The sequence below is a fragment of the Edwardsiella piscicida genome, assembly GCF_001896205.1.
GTDB lineage: Bacteria > Pseudomonadota > Gammaproteobacteria > Enterobacterales > Enterobacteriaceae > Edwardsiella > Edwardsiella piscicida.
Genome location: NZ_MPNU01000001.1, coordinates 3,207,361 through 3,224,950, shown reverse-complemented (window position 1 = coordinate 3,224,950; position 17,590 = coordinate 3,207,361). Strand labels below are relative to the sequence as shown.

Here is a 17,590-nt window from a genome sequence, read left to right as displayed (position 1 = left end):
GCCGTTAGAAGCGGGCGCCTACGAGAAGGGCCGCGTTGCCGCCGCCGCGCTTATCGCCGACGGTGCCGTCGGCGCGCAGCGCCAGCGACCAGGCGCCGTAGCCGACGCCGAGCTCTGCGCCGCCGCGCAGCTGGTTATCGCCGCGGACGTGGACGATCGGATCCAGCGTCGCGCTGCCCAGCCGCAGATCCGCCCGGCTATTTTTATCGCCCAGACCATAGCGGTATTCGGCGAACAGCCGCGGCGCTATCTGCCAGTCGCCGAGGCTGATGCGATAATCGCTGTCCAGGCGCAGGGCGATATCGTTACGGCTATCGCTGAATTGGGCGACGTCGAGAGCCAGCGTATCGTGTCCCGACTCGCGGAGCGCGTCCTGACGCAGATAGCTGCCCTGCAGCGCCAGCGACGGCGTCAGACGCCATGCCGAGCTCAGATTGGCTTCATAGCCGACCGTCAGCGCATAGCTGTAAAGCCACCCGTCACTGTCTGCCCGCGCCTGTCCCAGGCTTCCCATCTGCCGGCGAGGCTCATACTGACTCCAGCCCAGCCCAGCGCTCAGAGAGACAAAGGGGGTATCGCTCTCCGCCGTCGTCTGCGGGCGGTAGGTGAGGGCGAGCGTCAGACTGTTGACATCCACATCGGCCTCGCTGGCGCCGCTGCTCAGCGTGCCGTAGGTTTTCGCCAGCTGACCGTACAGCGTCAGAGCATCGGCTACGCCGGCGCCCAACCCCAGTGCGATGCCGGAGGTCTGCCCCTTACTGCCCGCGCCGCCGTTGCCGCCGTCATAGGTGCGGTTGTCGGCCAGGTAGTTCAGGTAGACATCCAGGTCGCCCTCCTGCAGACGCACGCTGCGTTCGCGAGCCTGCAGCGTGTCGTTGAGCATCCCCGGGACCTCCAGCAGATAGTTAAAGGCATCGATATGCAGCGCGCTGCCGGGGATATGGCTGACCCGGGTGGCGCTCAGCGCGTTGATGTCGACGCTGGCCTGGATGCCGGCGGGGGTTTTGACCTGCATCTGCGCCCCGTCAATCGCGACCAGCAGCGTATTCTCCGGCGCGGCGCGGTTGGCGATATCCCGTACCAGCAGGGCATCCTGGGTCAGGGTTATCGGTTTGCCGGGATCGAGAATGCGCGGCTCCGTGAAGCGCTCCAGACGGGGAGCGCCGCTGGCGTCAGGGAGCAGGAGATAGGTGGGATCGCTGGGCACCTCGACCCTGCCGGTGACCAGCGCGGGCAGTGGGGTACCGGCGCTGACCAGCAGGCCGTCGCCGCGCAGTCGGTAGCCCTGCGGGGTGACGACGGCGTTTGGCGTCAGGCGCCAGTCGCCGACCTGCATCTCGGCCCCGCGCAGGGTAACGCTATCCCTATTCTGCACCGGCAGGGCGAAGTCTGCCTGATAGCCGTTGGCGAAGGTATAGCGGTAGGCTTGGATCAGCGGGCGCAGCGGCGGCGGAACATCGCGACTCAGCAGCGCGACGTCGGAGACGCTGCCGTCCGCCATGACCTGATAGACATTGAACGGGTTCACCGCGCCGTAGTGGACGTTCGCGATGGTGTGTGGGGTCCCGTTGGTGGGGGCGGCGCTGACAACCTTGAAGCTGCCTTCATCCTGGATGAGCTGCAGACAGTGGCTGTCGCGACAGGAGGGGGTGTAGATGTATAGGCTGTCGGTAAACCGATAGTCTGGCGTTATCTGCCCGCGCAGGGTGACGTCGCGGCTGTTTTCGTCCAGCACGAAGATATCGTTGCCGTTGCTCAGGGCGATGTCGCCGTACAGCGCGCTATTGAAGCTGAGCAGGAAGTCGTCTCCCGCGGTCTGGGTGATATTACCCCCCACCAGGCTGTTGTTGAGGATCAGCGTCGGCACGTTGGTAAAGGCGCTGGTCAGGGTGGAGAAGACCCCGTCGCTGAGACGGGCGGCCAGGTTAGCCGCATGGTCCAGGATCACCGCGCTTTGGCTAAACGCCTGACGCTGCCCGCTGTCGTAGCCCGCGTCGGTCAGCAGGTTATAGGCATTATTGTTGCCATGGTAGATCCCGTGGGCGCTGACGCCGTCGCCGAGCGCGAGGTTCAGCGAATTCTGCAGCAGTAGCAGGTTGTCCTGACTGCTGGCGTTTTGGAATACCCCATAGGCGGCCAGGGCGTCGCTGTAGGCCAGATTGATGCTGTTGTTTAGGCGCAGCGAGTTATGGTCGGCGGAGGCATCCAGCCAGATCCCGGCGGCGTAGACATTGGCGCTCTGCGCTGGGGCCGCGCTGCGGCGGTAGATGCCGCCGTTGACGACGTTCTCCAGCGTCACGGCGTTGTCTTCTTTGGTGATAAACAGCCCCGGGTTCATGCTGCGCGCCGGCTGGCGCGTTTTCAGATCGGCATCCACATCGTCGTCGCCGTGCGCCGGTTGGTTCACGGCCAGATTCACCCGGTCGCTCAGGGCCAGCGTACTGCCTTTATGGGCCGCCATCCGCGCGCTTAGCGCTTTCTCTGTGAGGTAGTAGCGGTCGATATGGGGCGGATTCTGCGCCTGTCGCCAGCGGGCGGTCACCAGCCCGATGCGCGCCTGTTGGCGCAGCGCGTCGCGATCGGGAGGGGTATTGTCCAGCGCCTCGATATCCCACGTCAGGTGGAAACCGGTCAGATAGGCGCTGCCGTCGCGGTCGGCATAGACATACTCATCCTGATTATCGCGCAGGTAGCCCGGCGCGTCGGAGGCGATAATCGCGCCGGAGCGCTGCGGTCCGGCGGTTTCGGCCTTGACTACTTCGCCCTCGTTGCGCGGCAGCGTGACCGGCAGTGCGCCCACCGGGTTGACGTTGCCGGCGATGACGTCCACCACCGCCTCGGAGAGGGTGGCGAAGCTGGCGGTCAGGGCGGCGGCGCCCGGCTCCAGGTTCTCCAGCAGCCACGGCTGAGCGAGATTGAGGTTGACGATGGTCGGCACCTTGGCCTGGATCAGGTTGATTCGGTCGATGTCGATGCCGTTATGGTCGTCGATCTGCAGGTTATAGACGAACTCGGCGCTCTGTTCGAACAGCCCAACGCCATCCGACGGCTTGACGAACAGCAGGGCGTACTCGGCGCTGTCGATATCAAAGGTGACGTTAAGCCAGGGCGCCTGGCGTTTTATGGCCTGGTACAGCGTCAGGGTGTCCGTCGCCCGCTGCGCCTCGGCGTCGCGCGAGAAGAACTCGATGTAGACCGGCGCATCGCCGATCTTTGCTTCGGTCAACGGCAGCAGATTGCCGCTGTTCTTCAGCACCACGACCGACTTCTGATGGGCCTGATAGGCGGCCTGCTGGCGCTCGCGCTCATTGAAGATCGCCACGGCGCGCTGCGGATCGCGGTAGGGATCCTCAAACAGCCCCAGATGGAACATCTCCGTCAGCAGCCGTCCGGCGGCCTGATCCAGTACCCCCTGGCGGAAGGCATCTTCCGTGGCAAAGGCGTCCCGGAACAGGAATACGTCGGAGAGATCGCTGAACACGTCCACGCCGTTGGCGGCGCCGAGGGCGACGCGCTGGGCCAGCGTGGCCGCCTCTAGCCCCCAGGCCATGCCGGTCAGAATACCGGAATCGCTGTTGATATAGCCGGTAAAGCCGAGCTGATCGCGCAGCAGACGGTCGATCAGCTTGTGGCTATAGGCAAAGCCCAGCTCTTCGCTAAACCCGTTCTCCAGGAATTTCTCCGGGCTCTTCTTGGCCAGATACAGCGGATCATAGATACGGTTGCCGAAGCGGTCGCGGGTAAACAGAGTCGAGCCGTCGCCGGCGTCATTGACGATCTTCTCCGCCTCGGGAATATCGCTGAGATACAGCTGCGGCAGGCTCATGGCGTCGCTGGGACGCGCATAGTAGGGCATGATCGACGAGGTGCCGGCATCGACGGCGGCGATAAAGCCGGGCAGATGGTAGCGGTACAGGCTGTCTTTGGTCGGGTAGGGGGAGTATTGACCGTAGACATAGTGGGGATCGGTGCCGCGATCGCGGGCGCCGCCGCCGGGGAAATGTTTGGTGGTCATGGCGATGCCATGGTTGCCTAGCGTATCCCCCTGGAAGCCGGTGACGATCTGACGTGTGGCCTCGGCGACGATCTCCGGGCTATCGCCAAAGGTGTCGGCCAGCCGAAACCAGCGCGGATCGGTGGCGGTATCCGCCATGTAGCCATACATTTTGCGGATTCCGGTGGCGTCCCACTCCTGCGCTGCCTGACGCGCGAAGGTCAGCAGCATATCGCTGGGGGCGTTGAGGGTCTCCATTTCGCCGATAAAGGCGGCGCCCATGCCGAGGGTGCTAGGCCACAGGGAGAAGGTTCCAGAGGACTCCTGCAGGCCAAAGCCGACGTTGTCGGTATTGTGGTTGCGCGGGTTCGAGGTGACCACGACGGGGATCCCGAGCGTGGAGCCCTCCGCCACCTGCTGCAGGGCGTTGGTCCAGATAGCCAGCGTCAGCGGATCGGCGTTGCTGCGATCGATCATAAAGCGCACTTTCCAGTCGAGGATCCCTTCGGTCGCCGGCGCGCTGCGTTCAATGACCGGCTTTTCAAAGAACTCAAAGCTGTCGCCCGGGGCGCTGAATACGTTGCTGGTGGCTTCCCGATAGCTTTCACACAGAATACCGTTGGCGTTGGCCGTGCTACAGTTACCCGCCGAGCCTAAATACTGTGAGCCGATGACCATCAGTCCCAGCTTATCCTCATTACGCATTTGACTCAGCAGATCGACGGCGCGCAGCGCGACGGGCCTGCGCCAGTCTTCATAGATATCCAGCGTGCCGTTTTTATTGGCGTCTTTAAAATAATAGGTATTAGTTGCATCATTAAGCGTAATAATAGGTGTCGTACGGGTGGAGAGGCGGGGCTGATCGGCGGCGGCCCAGCGGGGCGATATGACGCTGATGCCGAGCAGCAGCGCGATAGAGAGTGCGAGCGTAGACCGGCGGAAAGCCATATTCCGTTTTTTCTTCATAGCGGTGTCCTTGCGTTAATGTGGAATAAAACGCGACACACATAGGCTCGGCCCGACGGTAGGGGCGTCAGCGGCTTTATGGTTATGGTATTTCTTTGACTTCTTCTTCGAGATTAATGTTGTGTCAACCGCTAATTAACATGTTTTCGCTGCGTCGTTTTTAAATTTGACGTTATTGTGTGAGCAACCTAACGGGAATATAGAGATTATTTTTTGAGGGTATTTCTAATATTTGCACATTGCCTTGCGGAATATAATATCTATATATTCTATTGAGCTTATTTATTTACTTTCACTATTTTAACGCGCTCCTCGCCGTCGGGGTCTCCCGCGGCAGAACGTGCTACTATGCCGTCAGCCCCGCTATGAACCAAGGAGTCGCTATGGAACAATCGCTCACGACGTTAAGCCGAGAGGTGGGCGAACGTCTGCGCGCGCGCGGGGAGCAGGTCACCTGTGCCGAATCCTGCACCGGGGGGCTGATCGCCAAGCTGTTGACCGATATCGCCGGCAGCTCGTGCTATTTTGAGCGCGGCTTTGTCACGTACAGCAACCGGGCTAAAGAGGAGATGCTGGGGGTGGCAGGCGGCGTGCTGGCGCAGCATGGCGCGGTCAGCGAGCCCGTGGCGGCGGCGATGGCCGTCGGCGCGCTGCGCGCAGCGCGGGCCGATCTGGCCGTGGCGGTGAGCGGTATTGCCGGGCCCGACGGCGGCAGCGCGCAGAAACCGGTCGGCACCGTCTGGTTTGGCTTTGCCGCCCGCGGCGGAGAGCCCCTGTGCCTGTGCCGGCATTTTACCGGCGATCGGGATGCCGTACGGCGGCAGGCGGCGCAGTTTGCGCTGCGGACGCTGCTGGAAAAATTTCTTACGTGAGTCTTGATACTGTATGAGCATACAGTATAATCAAGGTCAATTTCAGATTTGCTATGCGTGGAGTAAACGGATGGACGAGAACAAACAACGTGCCCTGGCTGCGGCGTTAGGCCAGATTGAAAAGCAGTTTGGTAAAGGTTCTATCATGCGTCTGGGGGATACCCAAACGCTGGACATTGAGTCCATTTCAACCGGTTCTCTGAGTCTGGACGTGGCGCTGGGCATCGGCGGTCTGCCGATGGGGCGCGTCGTTGAGATCTTCGGGCCGGAGTCCTCCGGTAAAACCACGCTGACCCTGTCTGTCATCGCGCGCGCTCAGGCGGCGGGGAAGACCTGCGCCTTTATTGACGCGGAACACGCGCTGGATCCGATCTATGCCGCCAAGCTGGGGGTCAACGTCGATGATCTGCTGGTGTCGCAGCCGGATACCGGTGAGCAGGCGCTGGAGATCTGCGATGCGCTGGTGCGCTCTGGCGCCGTCGATGTGATCATCGTGGACTCCGTGGCCGCCCTGACGCCGAAGGCGGAGATCGAGGGCGAAATGGGGGACTCTCACGTAGGCCTGCAGGCGCGTCTGATGTCGCAGGCGCTGCGTAAGCTGACCGCCAATATCAAAAACGCCAACTGTCTGGTGGTCTTTATCAACCAGATCCGCATGAAGATCGGGGTGATGTTCGGTAACCCTGAGACCACCACCGGCGGTAACGCGCTGAAGTTTTACTCCTCCGTGCGTCTGGATATCCGTCGCATCGGCGCCATCAAAGAGGGCGATGAGGTGGTCGGCAACGAGACCCGCGTCAAGGTGGTCAAGAACAAGGTGGCCCCGCCGTTCCGCCAGGCTGAGTTCCAGATCCTGTACGGCGCCGGTATCTCCAAGGAGAGCGAGCTGATCGATCTGGGCGTTAAGCACAAGCTGCTGGATAAGTCCGGAGCTTGGTACAGCTACAATGGCGACAAGATCGGTCAGGGTAAAGCGAACTCCATGAAGTTCCTGCAGGAGAATACGACGATCTCGGCTGAGCTGGAGGGCAAGCTGCGTGAGCTGCTGCTGAGCCACGCCGCGGCGACCGACGCCGAGCGCGCGGGTGCTGAGCGCGAAGATGACGCGGCGACGGATGATGAAAACTTCTAATCCCGCCGGTCACGGGCGCGGCGCGGCGAGGTCTGCGTGAGCGACGCGCTTAACCGGGCCATGCGTCTGCTGGCCCAGCGTGATCACAGCGAGAATGAGCTGCGCCGCAAACTTGCGGCGCAGGGCGTTTCTGAGGCGGATATCGCGTTGACTATCGCCCACTGTCAGCGCTATCAGTGGCTGGACGATGCCCGCTTTGCCCAGCGCTATATTGACTCCCGCAGCCGTAAAGGCTATGGCGCGCAGCGCATTCGTCAGGAGCTGGGGGTGCGCGGCGTGGCGCGCGATCTCATCCAGCAGGCGCTGGCCGAGTGTGAGATCGACTGGAGCGCACAGGCGCGCCGTGCGCTGGAGCGCCACTTTTCCCTACCGCTCTCTCCCGATTGGGCCGCTCGGGCCAAAGTGCAGCGCTATCTGCTGTATCGCGGCTTCTTTTCGGAGGAGATCCAGGATGCCCTGCGCGATTTAACTTCGTGAACGCACGCGGCGTTTTACTTCGGTGAGAAGAAATTTTATCTTAGTGTCACTTTGTGTTCGTGAGCGGGCGTCGGCAGCGGAATGCGGGCTGTTTTGTTCACGGACTGTTCTTCTAGCCAGACTCCGGGACATTTATGAGCAAGAGTACCGCTGAGATCCGTCAAGCGTTTCTCGATTTTTATCACAGTAAGGGCCACCAGGTGGTGGACAGCAGCTCCCTGGTGCCGAACAACGATCCGACACTGTTGTTTACCAACGCCGGGATGAACCAGTTTAAAGATGTTTTCCTTGGCATCGATAAGCGCAGCTATAGCCGTGCCACCACGGCACAGCGCTGCGTACGCGCCGGTGGTAAACATAATGACCTGGAGAACGTCGGTTATACCGCTCGCCATCACACCTTCTTTGAAATGCTGGGCAACTTTAGCTTTGGCGACTACTTCAAGCATGACGCCATCAATTTTGCCTGGGAACTGCTGACCGGCGCGCAGTGGTTTAACCTACCGAAAGAGAAGCTGTGGGTGACGGTGTACGAAAGCGACGACGAGGCTTACGACATCTGGGCTAACGAGGTCGGCGTACCGCGCGAGCGCATTATTCGCATCGGCGACAATAAAGGTGCGGCCTACGCCTCCGATAACTTCTGGCAGATGGGCGATACCGGCCCGTGCGGCCCGTGCACCGAGATCTTCTATGACCACGGTGCCCACATTGCCGGGGGGCCTCCGGGCAGCCCGGACGAAGACGGCGATCGCTATATCGAGATCTGGAACATCGTCTTCATGCAGTTCAACCGCCAGAGCGACGGCACGCTGCTGCCGCTGCCGAAGCCTTCCGTGGATACCGGGATGGGGCTGGAACGCATTGCGGCGGTGCTGCAGCACGTTAACTCCAACTATGATATCGATCTGTTCCGCACCCTGATCGCAGAGACCGCGCGGGTGATCGGCGTCAGCGATCTGAGCAGCAAATCGCTGCGGGTGATCGCCGACCATATCCGCTCCTGCGCATTCTTGGTTTCCGACGGCGTGCTGCCCTCCAACGAGGGCCGCGGCTACGTGCTGCGCCGTATCATCCGTCGCGCCGTGCGCCACGGACATATGCTGGGCGCCAAAGAGGCATTCTTCTATAAGCTGGTGAAGCCGCTGATCGCCGTGATGGGGTCAGCTGCCGATGCGCTGGCACAGCAGCAGGCGATGGTGGAGCAGGTGCTGAAAACGGAAGAAGAGCAGTTTGCGCGCACGCTGGAGCGTGGGCTGACGCTGCTGGACGACGAGCTGTCTACGCTGGACGGGGATACCCTGGACGGTGAGACCGCATTCCGCCTGTACGATACCTATGGCTTCCCGCTGGATCTGACCGCCGACGTGTGCCGCGAGCGCGGTCTGAAGGTGGATGAAGAGGGCTTCGAGCGGGCGATGGAGGCTCAGCGCCGTCGTGCGCGCGAGTCCAGCGGCTTCGGCGCCGACTACAACAGTATGATCCGCGTTGACGGCAGCACGGACTTTACCGGTTATCACCTGCAGCAGCAGGATGCCCTGGTGACGGCCCTGTTTCACAACGGGCAGGCGGTTGATGCCCTGCAGGCCGGAGAGGAAGGGGTTGTCGTGCTGGCGCAGACGCCGTTCTACGCCGAGTCTGGTGGCCAGGTGGGTGACCGCGGCGAGCTGACGGCGCAGGGCTGCCGTTTTGTGGTTGAGGATACCCAGAAGTACGGCCAGGCTATCGGTCATCTCGGTAAGGTGGCCCAGGGCAGTCTGCGGGTCGGAGAGCGGGTGCAGGCCAGCATCGACGGCGCGCGCCGCGAGCGTATCCGCCAGAGCCACTCGGCGACGCACCTGATGCATGCCGCCCTGCGCAGCGTGCTGGGTGAGCATGTCGCGCAGAAAGGCTCGCTGGTGAGCGATGGCGCCCTGCGCTTTGACTTCTCGCACGCAGAGGCGATGAAGCCGCAGCAGATCCGTCAGGTTGAGGATATCGTTAACGCCCAGATCCGTCGCAACCTGCCTATCGATACGCAGGAGATGGGGCTGGAAGAGGCCAAGGCCAAAGGGGCCATGGCGCTGTTCGGCGAGAAGTACGATGCCCAGGTTCGCGTGCTGAGCATGGGTGACTTCTCCACCGAGCTGTGCGGCGGTACGCACGCAGAGCGCACCGGCGATATCGGTCTGTTCCGCATTGTCAGCGAGAGCGGCACCGCGGCCGGCGTGCGTCGCATTGAGGCGGTGACCGGTGAACAGGCCCTGCTGGCGATGCACCAGGAGAGCGATATGCTGCGTGAGGCGGCATCCCTGGTTAAGGGGGATGCCCAAAGCGTTGCAGAGAAGATCCGCGCCGTGATGGAAAAGAGCCGCCAGCTGGAGAAAGCGCTGCAGCAGCTCAAGGATCAGCAGGCTGCACAGGAGAGCGCCTCGCTGAGCGGGAAAGCCGTTGAGGTTAACGGGGTGAAGCTGCTGGTGAGTCAGCTGGACGGCGTGGAGCCGAAAATGCTGCGTACCATGGTGGATGACCTGAAAAACCAGATGGGCTCCTGCATCGTGGTGCTGGCGACGGCAGAGGCGGGTAAAGTCAGCCTGATCGCCGGCGTGACCAAGGATCTGACCGCCAAGGTGAAGGCCGGTGAGCTGATCGGTATGGTCGCGCAGCAGGTCGGTGGTAAAGGCGGCGGACGTCCCGATATGGCGCAGGCCGGGGGAACCGATGCCGCAGCTCTGCCGCAGGCGCTGGCCAGCGTGACGGATTGGGTTGCCGCTAAGCTGTAATCCACGCTAGCACGGTGAAAACGCCGTATCCATTTGTTGGATACGGCGTTTTTTTGTTTTTTTGCCCGCTTGGTGTTATAAATTTTGCAATGGTGTGTGTAGTTTGAGCTAAACTTGTACTGAGAATGTAGTAGGCGGGAATCTGCTTACACATTATAGAGTTGTTGCTGTTTACGTTTTTACTACAGATGATGGATAATGGCGGGGAAAAACTGAGAGACCCGACTCTAATTAATCTTTCAAGGAGCAAAGAATGCTTATTCTGACTCGTCGAGTGGGTGAGACCCTCATGATTGGCGATGAAGTAACGGTCACCGTGTTGGGGGTGAAGGGAAACCAGGTACGTATCGGTGTGAATGCTCCGAAAGAGGTTTCTGTGCACCGTGAAGAGATCTATCAGCGTATTCAGGCGGAAAAGTCCCAACCGACGACGTATTGATTTCGGTATAGCGTCTCGCATCGCAGCGGGGCGCTTACGCGGTGCTTGCTACGGCCTCTTGTCTCCCTCGTTTCCTCCTTCTCCCTTTGTTTTCTCCTTTTACGCTTCTCTGTTAGGTTTCTCTGCCGACGTTATCTCTGCCTGCATCGTGGATTGGTGCTCTGAGAACGCCCCTGCGGGGAGGCGGCGGGTGTTTTTTATTCAAACGGTTCAGCAATGCGCTATCAGTCGACATGGCGCGTGCTCGCCATGTCGCATAAAACAGGGGTTTTTGCGGTTCATAAAAACAGCAGGTTGGCGCTATTCACAGCGGTTTGCCTGTGAATTGTGCAAACGAATCAGATTGCGTGAAAACTCAGGAAAAATTGTTTGACTTATCAGCCCGTGAAAGTAATATGTGCGCCACGCAGTGCCGATGAGACAACGAAACGTTGAGTGGGCACAACTCGCAAGAGTCGCGTGTGGTGAGGTGGCCGAGAGGCTGAAGGCGCTCCCCTGCTAAGGGAGTATGCGGTCAAAAGCTGCATCGGGGGTTCGAATCCCCCCTCACCGCCATTTGCATCCGTAGCTCAGCTGGATAGAGTACTCGGCTACGAACCGAGCGGTCGGAGGTTCGAATCCTCCCGGATGCACCATCTTTCAGGTTTATGGCCTCGCGGCGGTAAATCGGATGCGGGAATCAGAACGGCCCGTATCATCAAGTAAGTTCTCTGTGCATCCGTAGCTCAGCTGGATAGAGTACTCGGCTACGAACCGAGCGGTCGGAGGTTCGAATCCTCCCGGATGCACCATCTTTTCGATTCATGGTGATTAGCGGTGAATCAGACAGTAGGGTGACCCTTCTGTCAATGTTGTTATTCTGTGCATCCGTAGCTCAGCTGGATAGAGTACTCGGCTACGAACCGAGCGGTCGGAGGTTCGAATCCTCCCGGATGCACCATCTTTCAGGTTTATGGCCTCGCGGCGGTAAATCGGATGCGGGAATCAGAACGGCCCGTATCATCAAGTAAGTTCTCTGTGCATCCGTAGCTCAGCTGGATAGAGTACTCGGCTACGAACCGAGCGGTCGGAGGTTCGAATCCTCCCGGATGCACCATCTTTCGCAGGGCGTGATGCTAACATCATGCTTCGCCTACGGCAAAGATTGCATAGGCTTGCACACGAGGCAGGTCAACGTTGCGTAGCAACGGCGCCTACGGTGAGACGCACAGCGTCAAATTATCCGCCTAGATGCTTTCTCGCTTTATAAAAAGCCCGCTTTTGCGGGCTTTTTTGCATTCTGCCGCCCGCGTCTTCCCTCCGTTTCACTTTTCCTACCCAGGCCTTCCGCACGTATCACGACGATGCGCTGACGGCCCGCGACAGCCCGCCTGTTTTTACGCTAAAGTATCTCTCTTTTCCCCGTTTCAGAGGATGAGCATGACGATGTATGACCGTTATGACGGGCTGATTTTCGATATGGATGGTACCCTGCTCGACAGCGAGCCGACGCATCGGCGGGCGTGGGATGCGGTGTTGGGTCGTTACGGTATGGATTATGACCTAACGACGGTGATCGCACTCAATGGCTCTCCCACATGGCGTATTGCTCAGGCTATCATTGAACACAATCAGTCCGATCTCGATCCTCATGCGTTGGCCGCGGAAAAAACGAGGACGGTAGAGAGTATGCTGTTGGACTGCGTACGTCCGCTGCCGCTGGCGGAGGTTGCCTTGGCCTATAAGGGGCGTCGTCCCATGGCCGTCGGCACCGGCAGCGAGCATCGCCTGGCCGACGCCCTGCTGTGTCATCTGGGGCTGCGTGACTGTTTTCAGGCGATCGTGGCCGCCGATGATGTGCAGCGCCATAAGCCGGATCCGCAAACCTTTTTACGCTGTGCCGCGCTGCTCGGCGTTGCACCGCCCCGCTGCGTGGTGTTTGAAGATGCGGATTTTGGTATTCAGGCCGCCCAGCGAGCGGGCATGGACTGGATCGACGTGCGCGACCTGTAATGAGTGAATTTTGGGCTATCACTGGCATGTTTGTCAGCAGTTTTACCAGCGCGACGCTGTTGCCGGGTAATTCGGAGGTGGTGCTGAGCGGGCTGCTGATTGCGGCGCAGGCGCCGCTGCTCTGGCTGCTGACGGCGGCGATCGTGGGCAACGTACTGGGGGGACTGACCAATGTGATCATTGGTCGTGCGCTGCCCCAGGTGACGCCGCAGCGTGGGCTGGCGATGGCGCTGGGCTGGATGCAGCGCTACGGCGCCGCGGCGCTGTTGCTTAGCTGGCTGCCGCTGATCGGCGATCTGCTGTGCCTCTTGGCCGGGTGGCTGAGGATGCCGTGGGGAAAGGTCGCACTGTATCTGACCCTGGGCAAGGCCGCACGCTATGCGGTGCTGGCATGGCTGACGCTGTACGGCATGTCGTGGTGGCATTAGGCGTCCATTGCGGTAAGACGCGGTGGGTGCGATTAACTCTTCTTATTAGCGGGAGGTCAATTTGATCCCGGACGTATCTCAGGCCCTTAGCTGGCTAGAATCTCATCCGCATGCCCTGGACGGCATCCGGCGCGGTATCGAGCGCGAAACGCTGCGCGTCACTCCCGATGGTCATTTGGCCGCAACGCCGCACCCGGCGGTGTTGGGTAAGGCGTTGACCCACCCCTGGATCACCACTGACTTCGCCGAAAGCCTGCTGGAGTTCATCACGCCCGTCGATGGTAGCATCGACCATATGCTGGACTTCCTCAGTGATATTCACCGCTATGTGGCGCGCCATCTCGGCGATGAGCGCATGTGGCCCCTGAGCATGCCCTGTTTTATCGGGAGCGAGCAGGATATCACCCTGGCCCAGTACGGCAGCAGTAACCTAGGGCGCTTTAAAACGCTCTACCGCGAGGGGTTGAAGAACCGTTATGGGGCGCTGATGCAGACCATCTCCGGCGTGCACTATAACTTCTCCCTGCCGCTGTCGTTTTGGCAGGCGCGCGCCGGCGTGCAGGATGCGGATAGCGGTAAGGCCGCCATTTCCGACGGCTATTTCCGCCTGATTCGGAACTACTATCGCTTTGGCTGGGTGATCCCCTATCTGTTTGGCGCGTCACCGGCCATCTGTGGCTCCTTCCTGAACGGGCGGGAGAGCGCGCTGCCGTTTGAGCGCCGCGGCGGAACGCTGTTCCTGCCCTATGCCACCTCGCTGCGCCTGAGCGATCTGGGATACACCAATAAGTCGCAGAGCAATCTCGGGATCACGTTTAACCACCTTGACCAGTATGTCGAAGGGCTGAAGCGCGCCATCCATACCCCCTCCGCGGAGTTTGCTCGCCTGGGCGTGGAGGAAGACGGCCGCTATCGCCAGCTGAATGCCAATATTCTGCAGATCGAAAATGAGCTCTATGCGCCGATCCGGCCCAAGCGCGTGACGCGCGACGGTGAGTCGCCGTCCGATGCGCTGCTGCGCGGCGGCGTAGAGTACATTGAGGTTCGCTCTCTGGACATTAACCCGTTCACTCCCATCGGCGTCGATGCCGATCAGGCCCGCTTCCTCGATCTGTTCCTGATCTGGTGCGTGCTGGCCGATGCGCCGGAGATGAGCAGCGACGAGCTGCTGTGTACGCGCCAAAACTGGAACCGGGTGATCCTTGAGGGGCGCAAGCCGGGGCAGACCATCGGCATTGGCTGTCATGATGCCCGTCAGCCGCTGGCGTACGTGGGACAGTCACTTTTTGCCGACCTGCATCGGGTCGCCGAGGTGCTGGATGGCATTAACGGTGATGCGCGCTACCAGCAGGTCTGCGCTCGTCTGGTGGCAGCCTTTGAGGATGTTTCTCTGACCTACTCGGCACGGGTCATGGCCCAGATGGGGGATCGGGGGATCGGCAGCTATGGCCTGGCGCTGGCGCAGCGTTACCGCGATCGGCTGTGCAGCGAGCCGCTGACGCTGTTGGATGAGGCGACGCTGACGGCGCAGGCGCAGGGCTCGGTTACCCGCCAAGCGGCGCTGGAGTCCCAGGACAGCGAGTCCTTTGCAGACTATCTTCGGCAGCACGCCGGACGCTAGAAAAGAAAAAGGCCACAATTCCTGTGGCCAAAATAAACATCTCTGAGGACAGGGATGATGATGATAACAAATGCGCGTCTTTCATATACTGAGAGTCGCAGTATGGGAAAAGGTTTCCTAACAAAGGAAAAAAATATTTTTTTATTGAGGAGGTGACGAAATGCCGTTACTGGATAGCTTCACTGTCGACCATACTCGCATGGCCGCACCTGCCGTTCGCGTAGCAAAAAATATGACCACCCCGCACGGCGATCAGATCACCGTATTCGATCTGCGCTTCTGCCGCCCCAACCATGCCATCCTGCCGGAGCGCGGTATTCATACCCTTGAGCACCTATTCGCCGGTTTTATGCGTGACCATCTGAACGGCGACGGCGTTGAGATTATTGATATTTCACCGATGGGCTGCCGCACGGGCTTCTATATGAGCCTGATCGGAACGCCGGACGAAGCGCGAGTTGCCGCGGCGTGGAAGGCGGCGATGGAGGACGTGCTGCGGGTCAGCGATCAGCGGAGCATCCCAGAGCTGAATGAGTTTCAGTGTGGTACCTACAGCATGCACTCGTTGGCCGAGGCGCACCAGATTGCCCGCCAGATCCTGGCGGCCGGGATCGGTATCAACCATAACGATGCGCTGGCGCTCTCTGCCGACCAACTGGCCCGTCTGCACCCCTAGGCTTCACCGATAGAAAAGCCCCCACAGAGGCAATCTGCGGGGGCTTTTTTACGCCGGTGAGGCGGGGGAGACGCGTAGATTAGGCGCCGTCGCCCGGCAGGTGCGAACGCAGCAGAGAGACTCTCACCCGCTTGATCATGTTGTCCTGCACATCGAGAATTTCGATGAAGTAGTTACCGATGGTGACCTGGGTGCCCGGCAGCGGGATCTCCTCCAGAGTTTCCAGCAGCACTCCGTTGATGGTGCGCGCGCCTTCCGCAGGTAGGGTCCAGTTAAAGGCCTTGTTCAGCTCGCGGATATTGGCGCTGCCGTCGATCAGTACGCTGCCGTCGCTCTGCGGCAGCACCTCTTCGGCCAGCGAGGGGGACATGGAGGTGGTAAAGTCGCCGACGATCTCCTCAAGGATATCTTCGACGGAGATAAGCCCCTTGATATCGCCGTATTCATCTACCACGATGCCGACCTTTTCCTTATTGCGCTGGAACTTCAGCAGCTGCACGTTGAGGTGGGTCCCCTCCGGGATGTAGTAGATCTCGTCGGCGGCGCGCAGCAGGTTTTCTTTGTTGAACTCCTGCTTTTCAATCATCTGGCGGTAGGCTTCGCGCACGCGCAGCATACCGATGGCGTCGTCCAGGGTATCGCGGAACAGCACGATGCGCCCGTGGGGAGAGTGGGTCAGCTGGCGCAGGATCGATTTCCAATCGTCGTTGACGTCGATGCCGACGATCTCGGTGCGCGGCACCATGATGTCCTCGACCGACACCTTATCCAGATCCAGTACCGAGATCAGCATGTCCTGGTTGCGCCGCGAAATCTGAGCGCGCGACTCGTTCACGATGGTGCGCAGCTCCTCTTTGCTTACCGCATCGCTGGGGCCCGCGTGCGGCTGAACGCCGCACAGCCGCAGCAGCAGGCGGGTGATGCCGTTCAGCAGCCAGACCAGCGGCATCATGACTTTCTGCAGCGGGCCCAGCAGCAGGCTGCTGGGGAATGCCACCTTTTCTGGGTACAGCGCCGCAAAGGTTTTTGGCATGACCTCGGCAAAAATCAGAATGACAAAGGTCAGGATACCGGTGGCGATGGCCACGCCGCTGTCGCCATACAGACGCATACCGACGATGGTCGCCAGCGCTGAGGCCAGTATATTGACCAGGTTATTGCCAATCAGCACCAGGCTTATCAGGCGATCCGGGTGACGCAGCAGGCGCTCGACGCGCCGGGCGGGCCGCAGTCCCTGCTTGGCCAGGTGGCGCAGGCGATAGCGGTTGAGGGTCATCATCCCGGTTTCCGAGGCGGAGAAGTAAGCGGAGACGATCACCATCAGCACTAGAATGGCGATCAGCGTACCGGTCGAGACGTGCTCCAAACGGGTATTCCTTATGGTGGTTAACGATTAGCCCCGCACGGCGGCGGGGCGCGAAAATCGGTGCGAGGGCGTAGGATTACTGCGCCAGATCCAGAATGATCCGACTGCCGAAGTAGGCGAGCGTCAGCAGCGCCGCGCCGGCCAGGTTACACCACACGACCGGACGTCCCCGCCATCCCCGGCGATAGTGCCCCCACAGCAATATGATATACACGCACCAGGCCAATAGCGACAGCAGCGCCTTGTGCATATTTTCGGGGCTGAACAGCTGCTCCATATACAGACTGCCGCTGATCAGCGTCAGGGTCAGCAGCACCACGCCCACCTGGGTAATGTGGAACATCTTGCGCTCAATGCTCATTAACGGCGGCATGTCGGCGCGCAGGCTCAGCTTTTTATTCTTAAGCAGGTGATCCATCCACGCCACTTGAAAGGCATACAGCGCGGCGATGATCAGCGTGGCGTAAGAGAACAGCGCCAGCCCGATATGGAACAGCAAAGAGGGGCTGGCCTCCAGATGGGTAATAAACTCCCCGGGAACAAAGCTGGCCAGACCGAGGTTGATCAGGGCAAAGCTGTAGACGATCGGCAGCAGAAACCAGCCGCGATCGCGTGAGGCGACCACGGTCATGACCAGGCAGATCAGCAGGCTGACCGATGATCCCATATTCAGCAGGCTGAGGTTCTGGCCTGCGCTGACGTCAAAGATGCGCTGGTAGAGGGCGATGGCATGGCACAGCAGCGCCGCGGCGGCGAAGATCAGCGCCAGACGCCGGTATGCGCGATTATTGCGCGCCAGACCGGGAACAATCAGTCCCAGGCTGAGCAGATAGGCAATCATAGCCGTGATGGCAAATACGGGCAT

12 protein-coding genes and 5 tRNA genes are annotated in these 17,590 nt (G+C 60.4%); 14 read left to right on the top strand and 3 right to left on the bottom strand.

Annotated elements, in window-relative coordinates; genetic code table 11:
- Positions 1 to 4 precede the first annotated feature (4 nt).
- Positions 5 to 4,960 carry an autotransporter domain-containing protein gene (locus tag BRD58_RS14925; RefSeq protein ID WP_073383481.1) on the bottom strand — a complete coding sequence of 1,652 codons (4,956 nt, stop codon included), beginning with the start codon at positions 4,958 to 4,960 and terminating at the stop codon, positions 5 to 7.
- A 383-nt stretch (positions 4,961 to 5,343) separates the two neighbouring features.
- Between BRD58_RS14925 and pncC the strand changes: the two genes are divergently transcribed.
- The 14 genes from pncC (at position 5,344) to luxS (ending at position 15,359) form a co-directional block, all read left to right on the top strand.
- Positions 5,344 to 5,832 carry a nicotinamide-nucleotide amidase gene (pncC, locus tag BRD58_RS14920; protein ID WP_012849685.1) on the top strand — a complete coding sequence of 163 codons (489 nt, stop codon included), beginning with the start codon at positions 5,344 to 5,346 and terminating at the stop codon, positions 5,830 to 5,832.
- A 70-nt stretch (positions 5,833 to 5,902) separates the two neighbouring features.
- Positions 5,903 to 6,964 (top strand): recombinase RecA, encoded by a 1,062-nt coding sequence (recA, locus tag BRD58_RS14915; RefSeq protein WP_012849684.1) that lies wholly within the window; start codon positions 5,903 to 5,905, stop codon positions 6,962 to 6,964.
- A 36-nt stretch (positions 6,965 to 7,000) separates the two neighbouring features.
- Positions 7,001 to 7,441 carry a recombination regulator RecX gene (gene recX / locus BRD58_RS14910; protein ID WP_012849683.1) on the top strand — a complete coding sequence of 147 codons (441 nt, stop codon included), beginning with the start codon at positions 7,001 to 7,003 and terminating at the stop codon, positions 7,439 to 7,441.
- 134 nt (positions 7,442 to 7,575) lie between these two features.
- Entirely contained in the window at positions 7,576 to 10,203 is a 2,628-nt protein-coding gene (gene alaS / locus BRD58_RS14905) for an alanine--tRNA ligase (protein WP_012849682.1), read from the top strand.
- A gap of 253 nt (positions 10,204 to 10,456) precedes the next feature.
- Positions 10,457 to 10,642, top strand: coding sequence for a carbon storage regulator CsrA (gene csrA, locus BRD58_RS14900; protein ID WP_002209449.1), 186 nt, complete (start codon positions 10,457 to 10,459; stop codon positions 10,640 to 10,642).
- A gap of 463 nt (positions 10,643 to 11,105) precedes the next feature.
- A tRNA-Ser gene (locus BRD58_RS14895) sits at positions 11,106 to 11,197 on the top strand.
- Positions 11,198 to 11,200: 3 nt separating this feature from the next.
- A tRNA-Arg gene (locus BRD58_RS14890) sits at positions 11,201 to 11,277 on the top strand.
- 79 nt (positions 11,278 to 11,356) lie between these two features.
- Positions 11,357 to 11,433 (top strand) — tRNA-Arg (locus BRD58_RS14885).
- A 72-nt stretch (positions 11,434 to 11,505) separates the two neighbouring features.
- A tRNA-Arg gene (locus BRD58_RS14880) sits at positions 11,506 to 11,582 on the top strand.
- A 79-nt stretch (positions 11,583 to 11,661) separates the two neighbouring features.
- A tRNA-Arg gene (locus BRD58_RS14875) sits at positions 11,662 to 11,738 on the top strand.
- 329 nt (positions 11,739 to 12,067) lie between these two features.
- A complete protein-coding gene (gene yqaB, locus BRD58_RS14870) occupies positions 12,068 to 12,634 on the top strand; it encodes a fructose-1-phosphate/6-phosphogluconate phosphatase (protein WP_069579265.1) in 567 nt (188 codons plus the stop codon).
- Positions 12,634 to 13,062 carry a YqaA family protein gene (locus tag BRD58_RS14865; protein ID WP_015462234.1) on the top strand — a complete coding sequence of 143 codons (429 nt, stop codon included), beginning with the start codon at positions 12,634 to 12,636 and terminating at the stop codon, positions 13,060 to 13,062. Before yqaB ends, BRD58_RS14865 begins: the two co-directional genes overlap by 1 nt.
- Positions 13,063 to 13,123: 61 nt before the next feature.
- Complete coding sequence (gene gshA / locus BRD58_RS14860; RefSeq protein ID WP_069579263.1) at positions 13,124 to 14,683, top strand: glutamate--cysteine ligase; 1,560 nt, start codon at positions 13,124 to 13,126, stop codon at positions 14,681 to 14,683.
- Between the two features lie 160 nt (positions 14,684 to 14,843).
- Positions 14,844 to 15,359: an S-ribosylhomocysteine lyase gene (gene luxS, locus BRD58_RS14855; protein ID WP_012849678.1), complete on the top strand. Its 516-nt coding sequence runs from the start codon at positions 14,844 to 14,846 to the stop codon at positions 15,357 to 15,359.
- Positions 15,360 to 15,438: 79 nt separating this feature from the next.
- On the opposite strand, the gene BRD58_RS14850 is transcribed toward luxS, so the two are convergent.
- Both BRD58_RS14850 and BRD58_RS14845 read right to left on the bottom strand, forming a co-directional pair.
- Positions 15,439 to 16,725, bottom strand: coding sequence for an HlyC/CorC family transporter (locus BRD58_RS14850; RefSeq protein WP_015462231.1), 1,287 nt, complete (start codon positions 16,723 to 16,725; stop codon positions 15,439 to 15,441).
- Between the two features lie 76 nt (positions 16,726 to 16,801).
- Positions 16,802 to 17,590: a cytochrome C assembly family protein gene (locus BRD58_RS14845; protein WP_012849676.1), complete on the bottom strand. Its 789-nt coding sequence runs from the start codon at positions 17,588 to 17,590 to the stop codon at positions 16,802 to 16,804.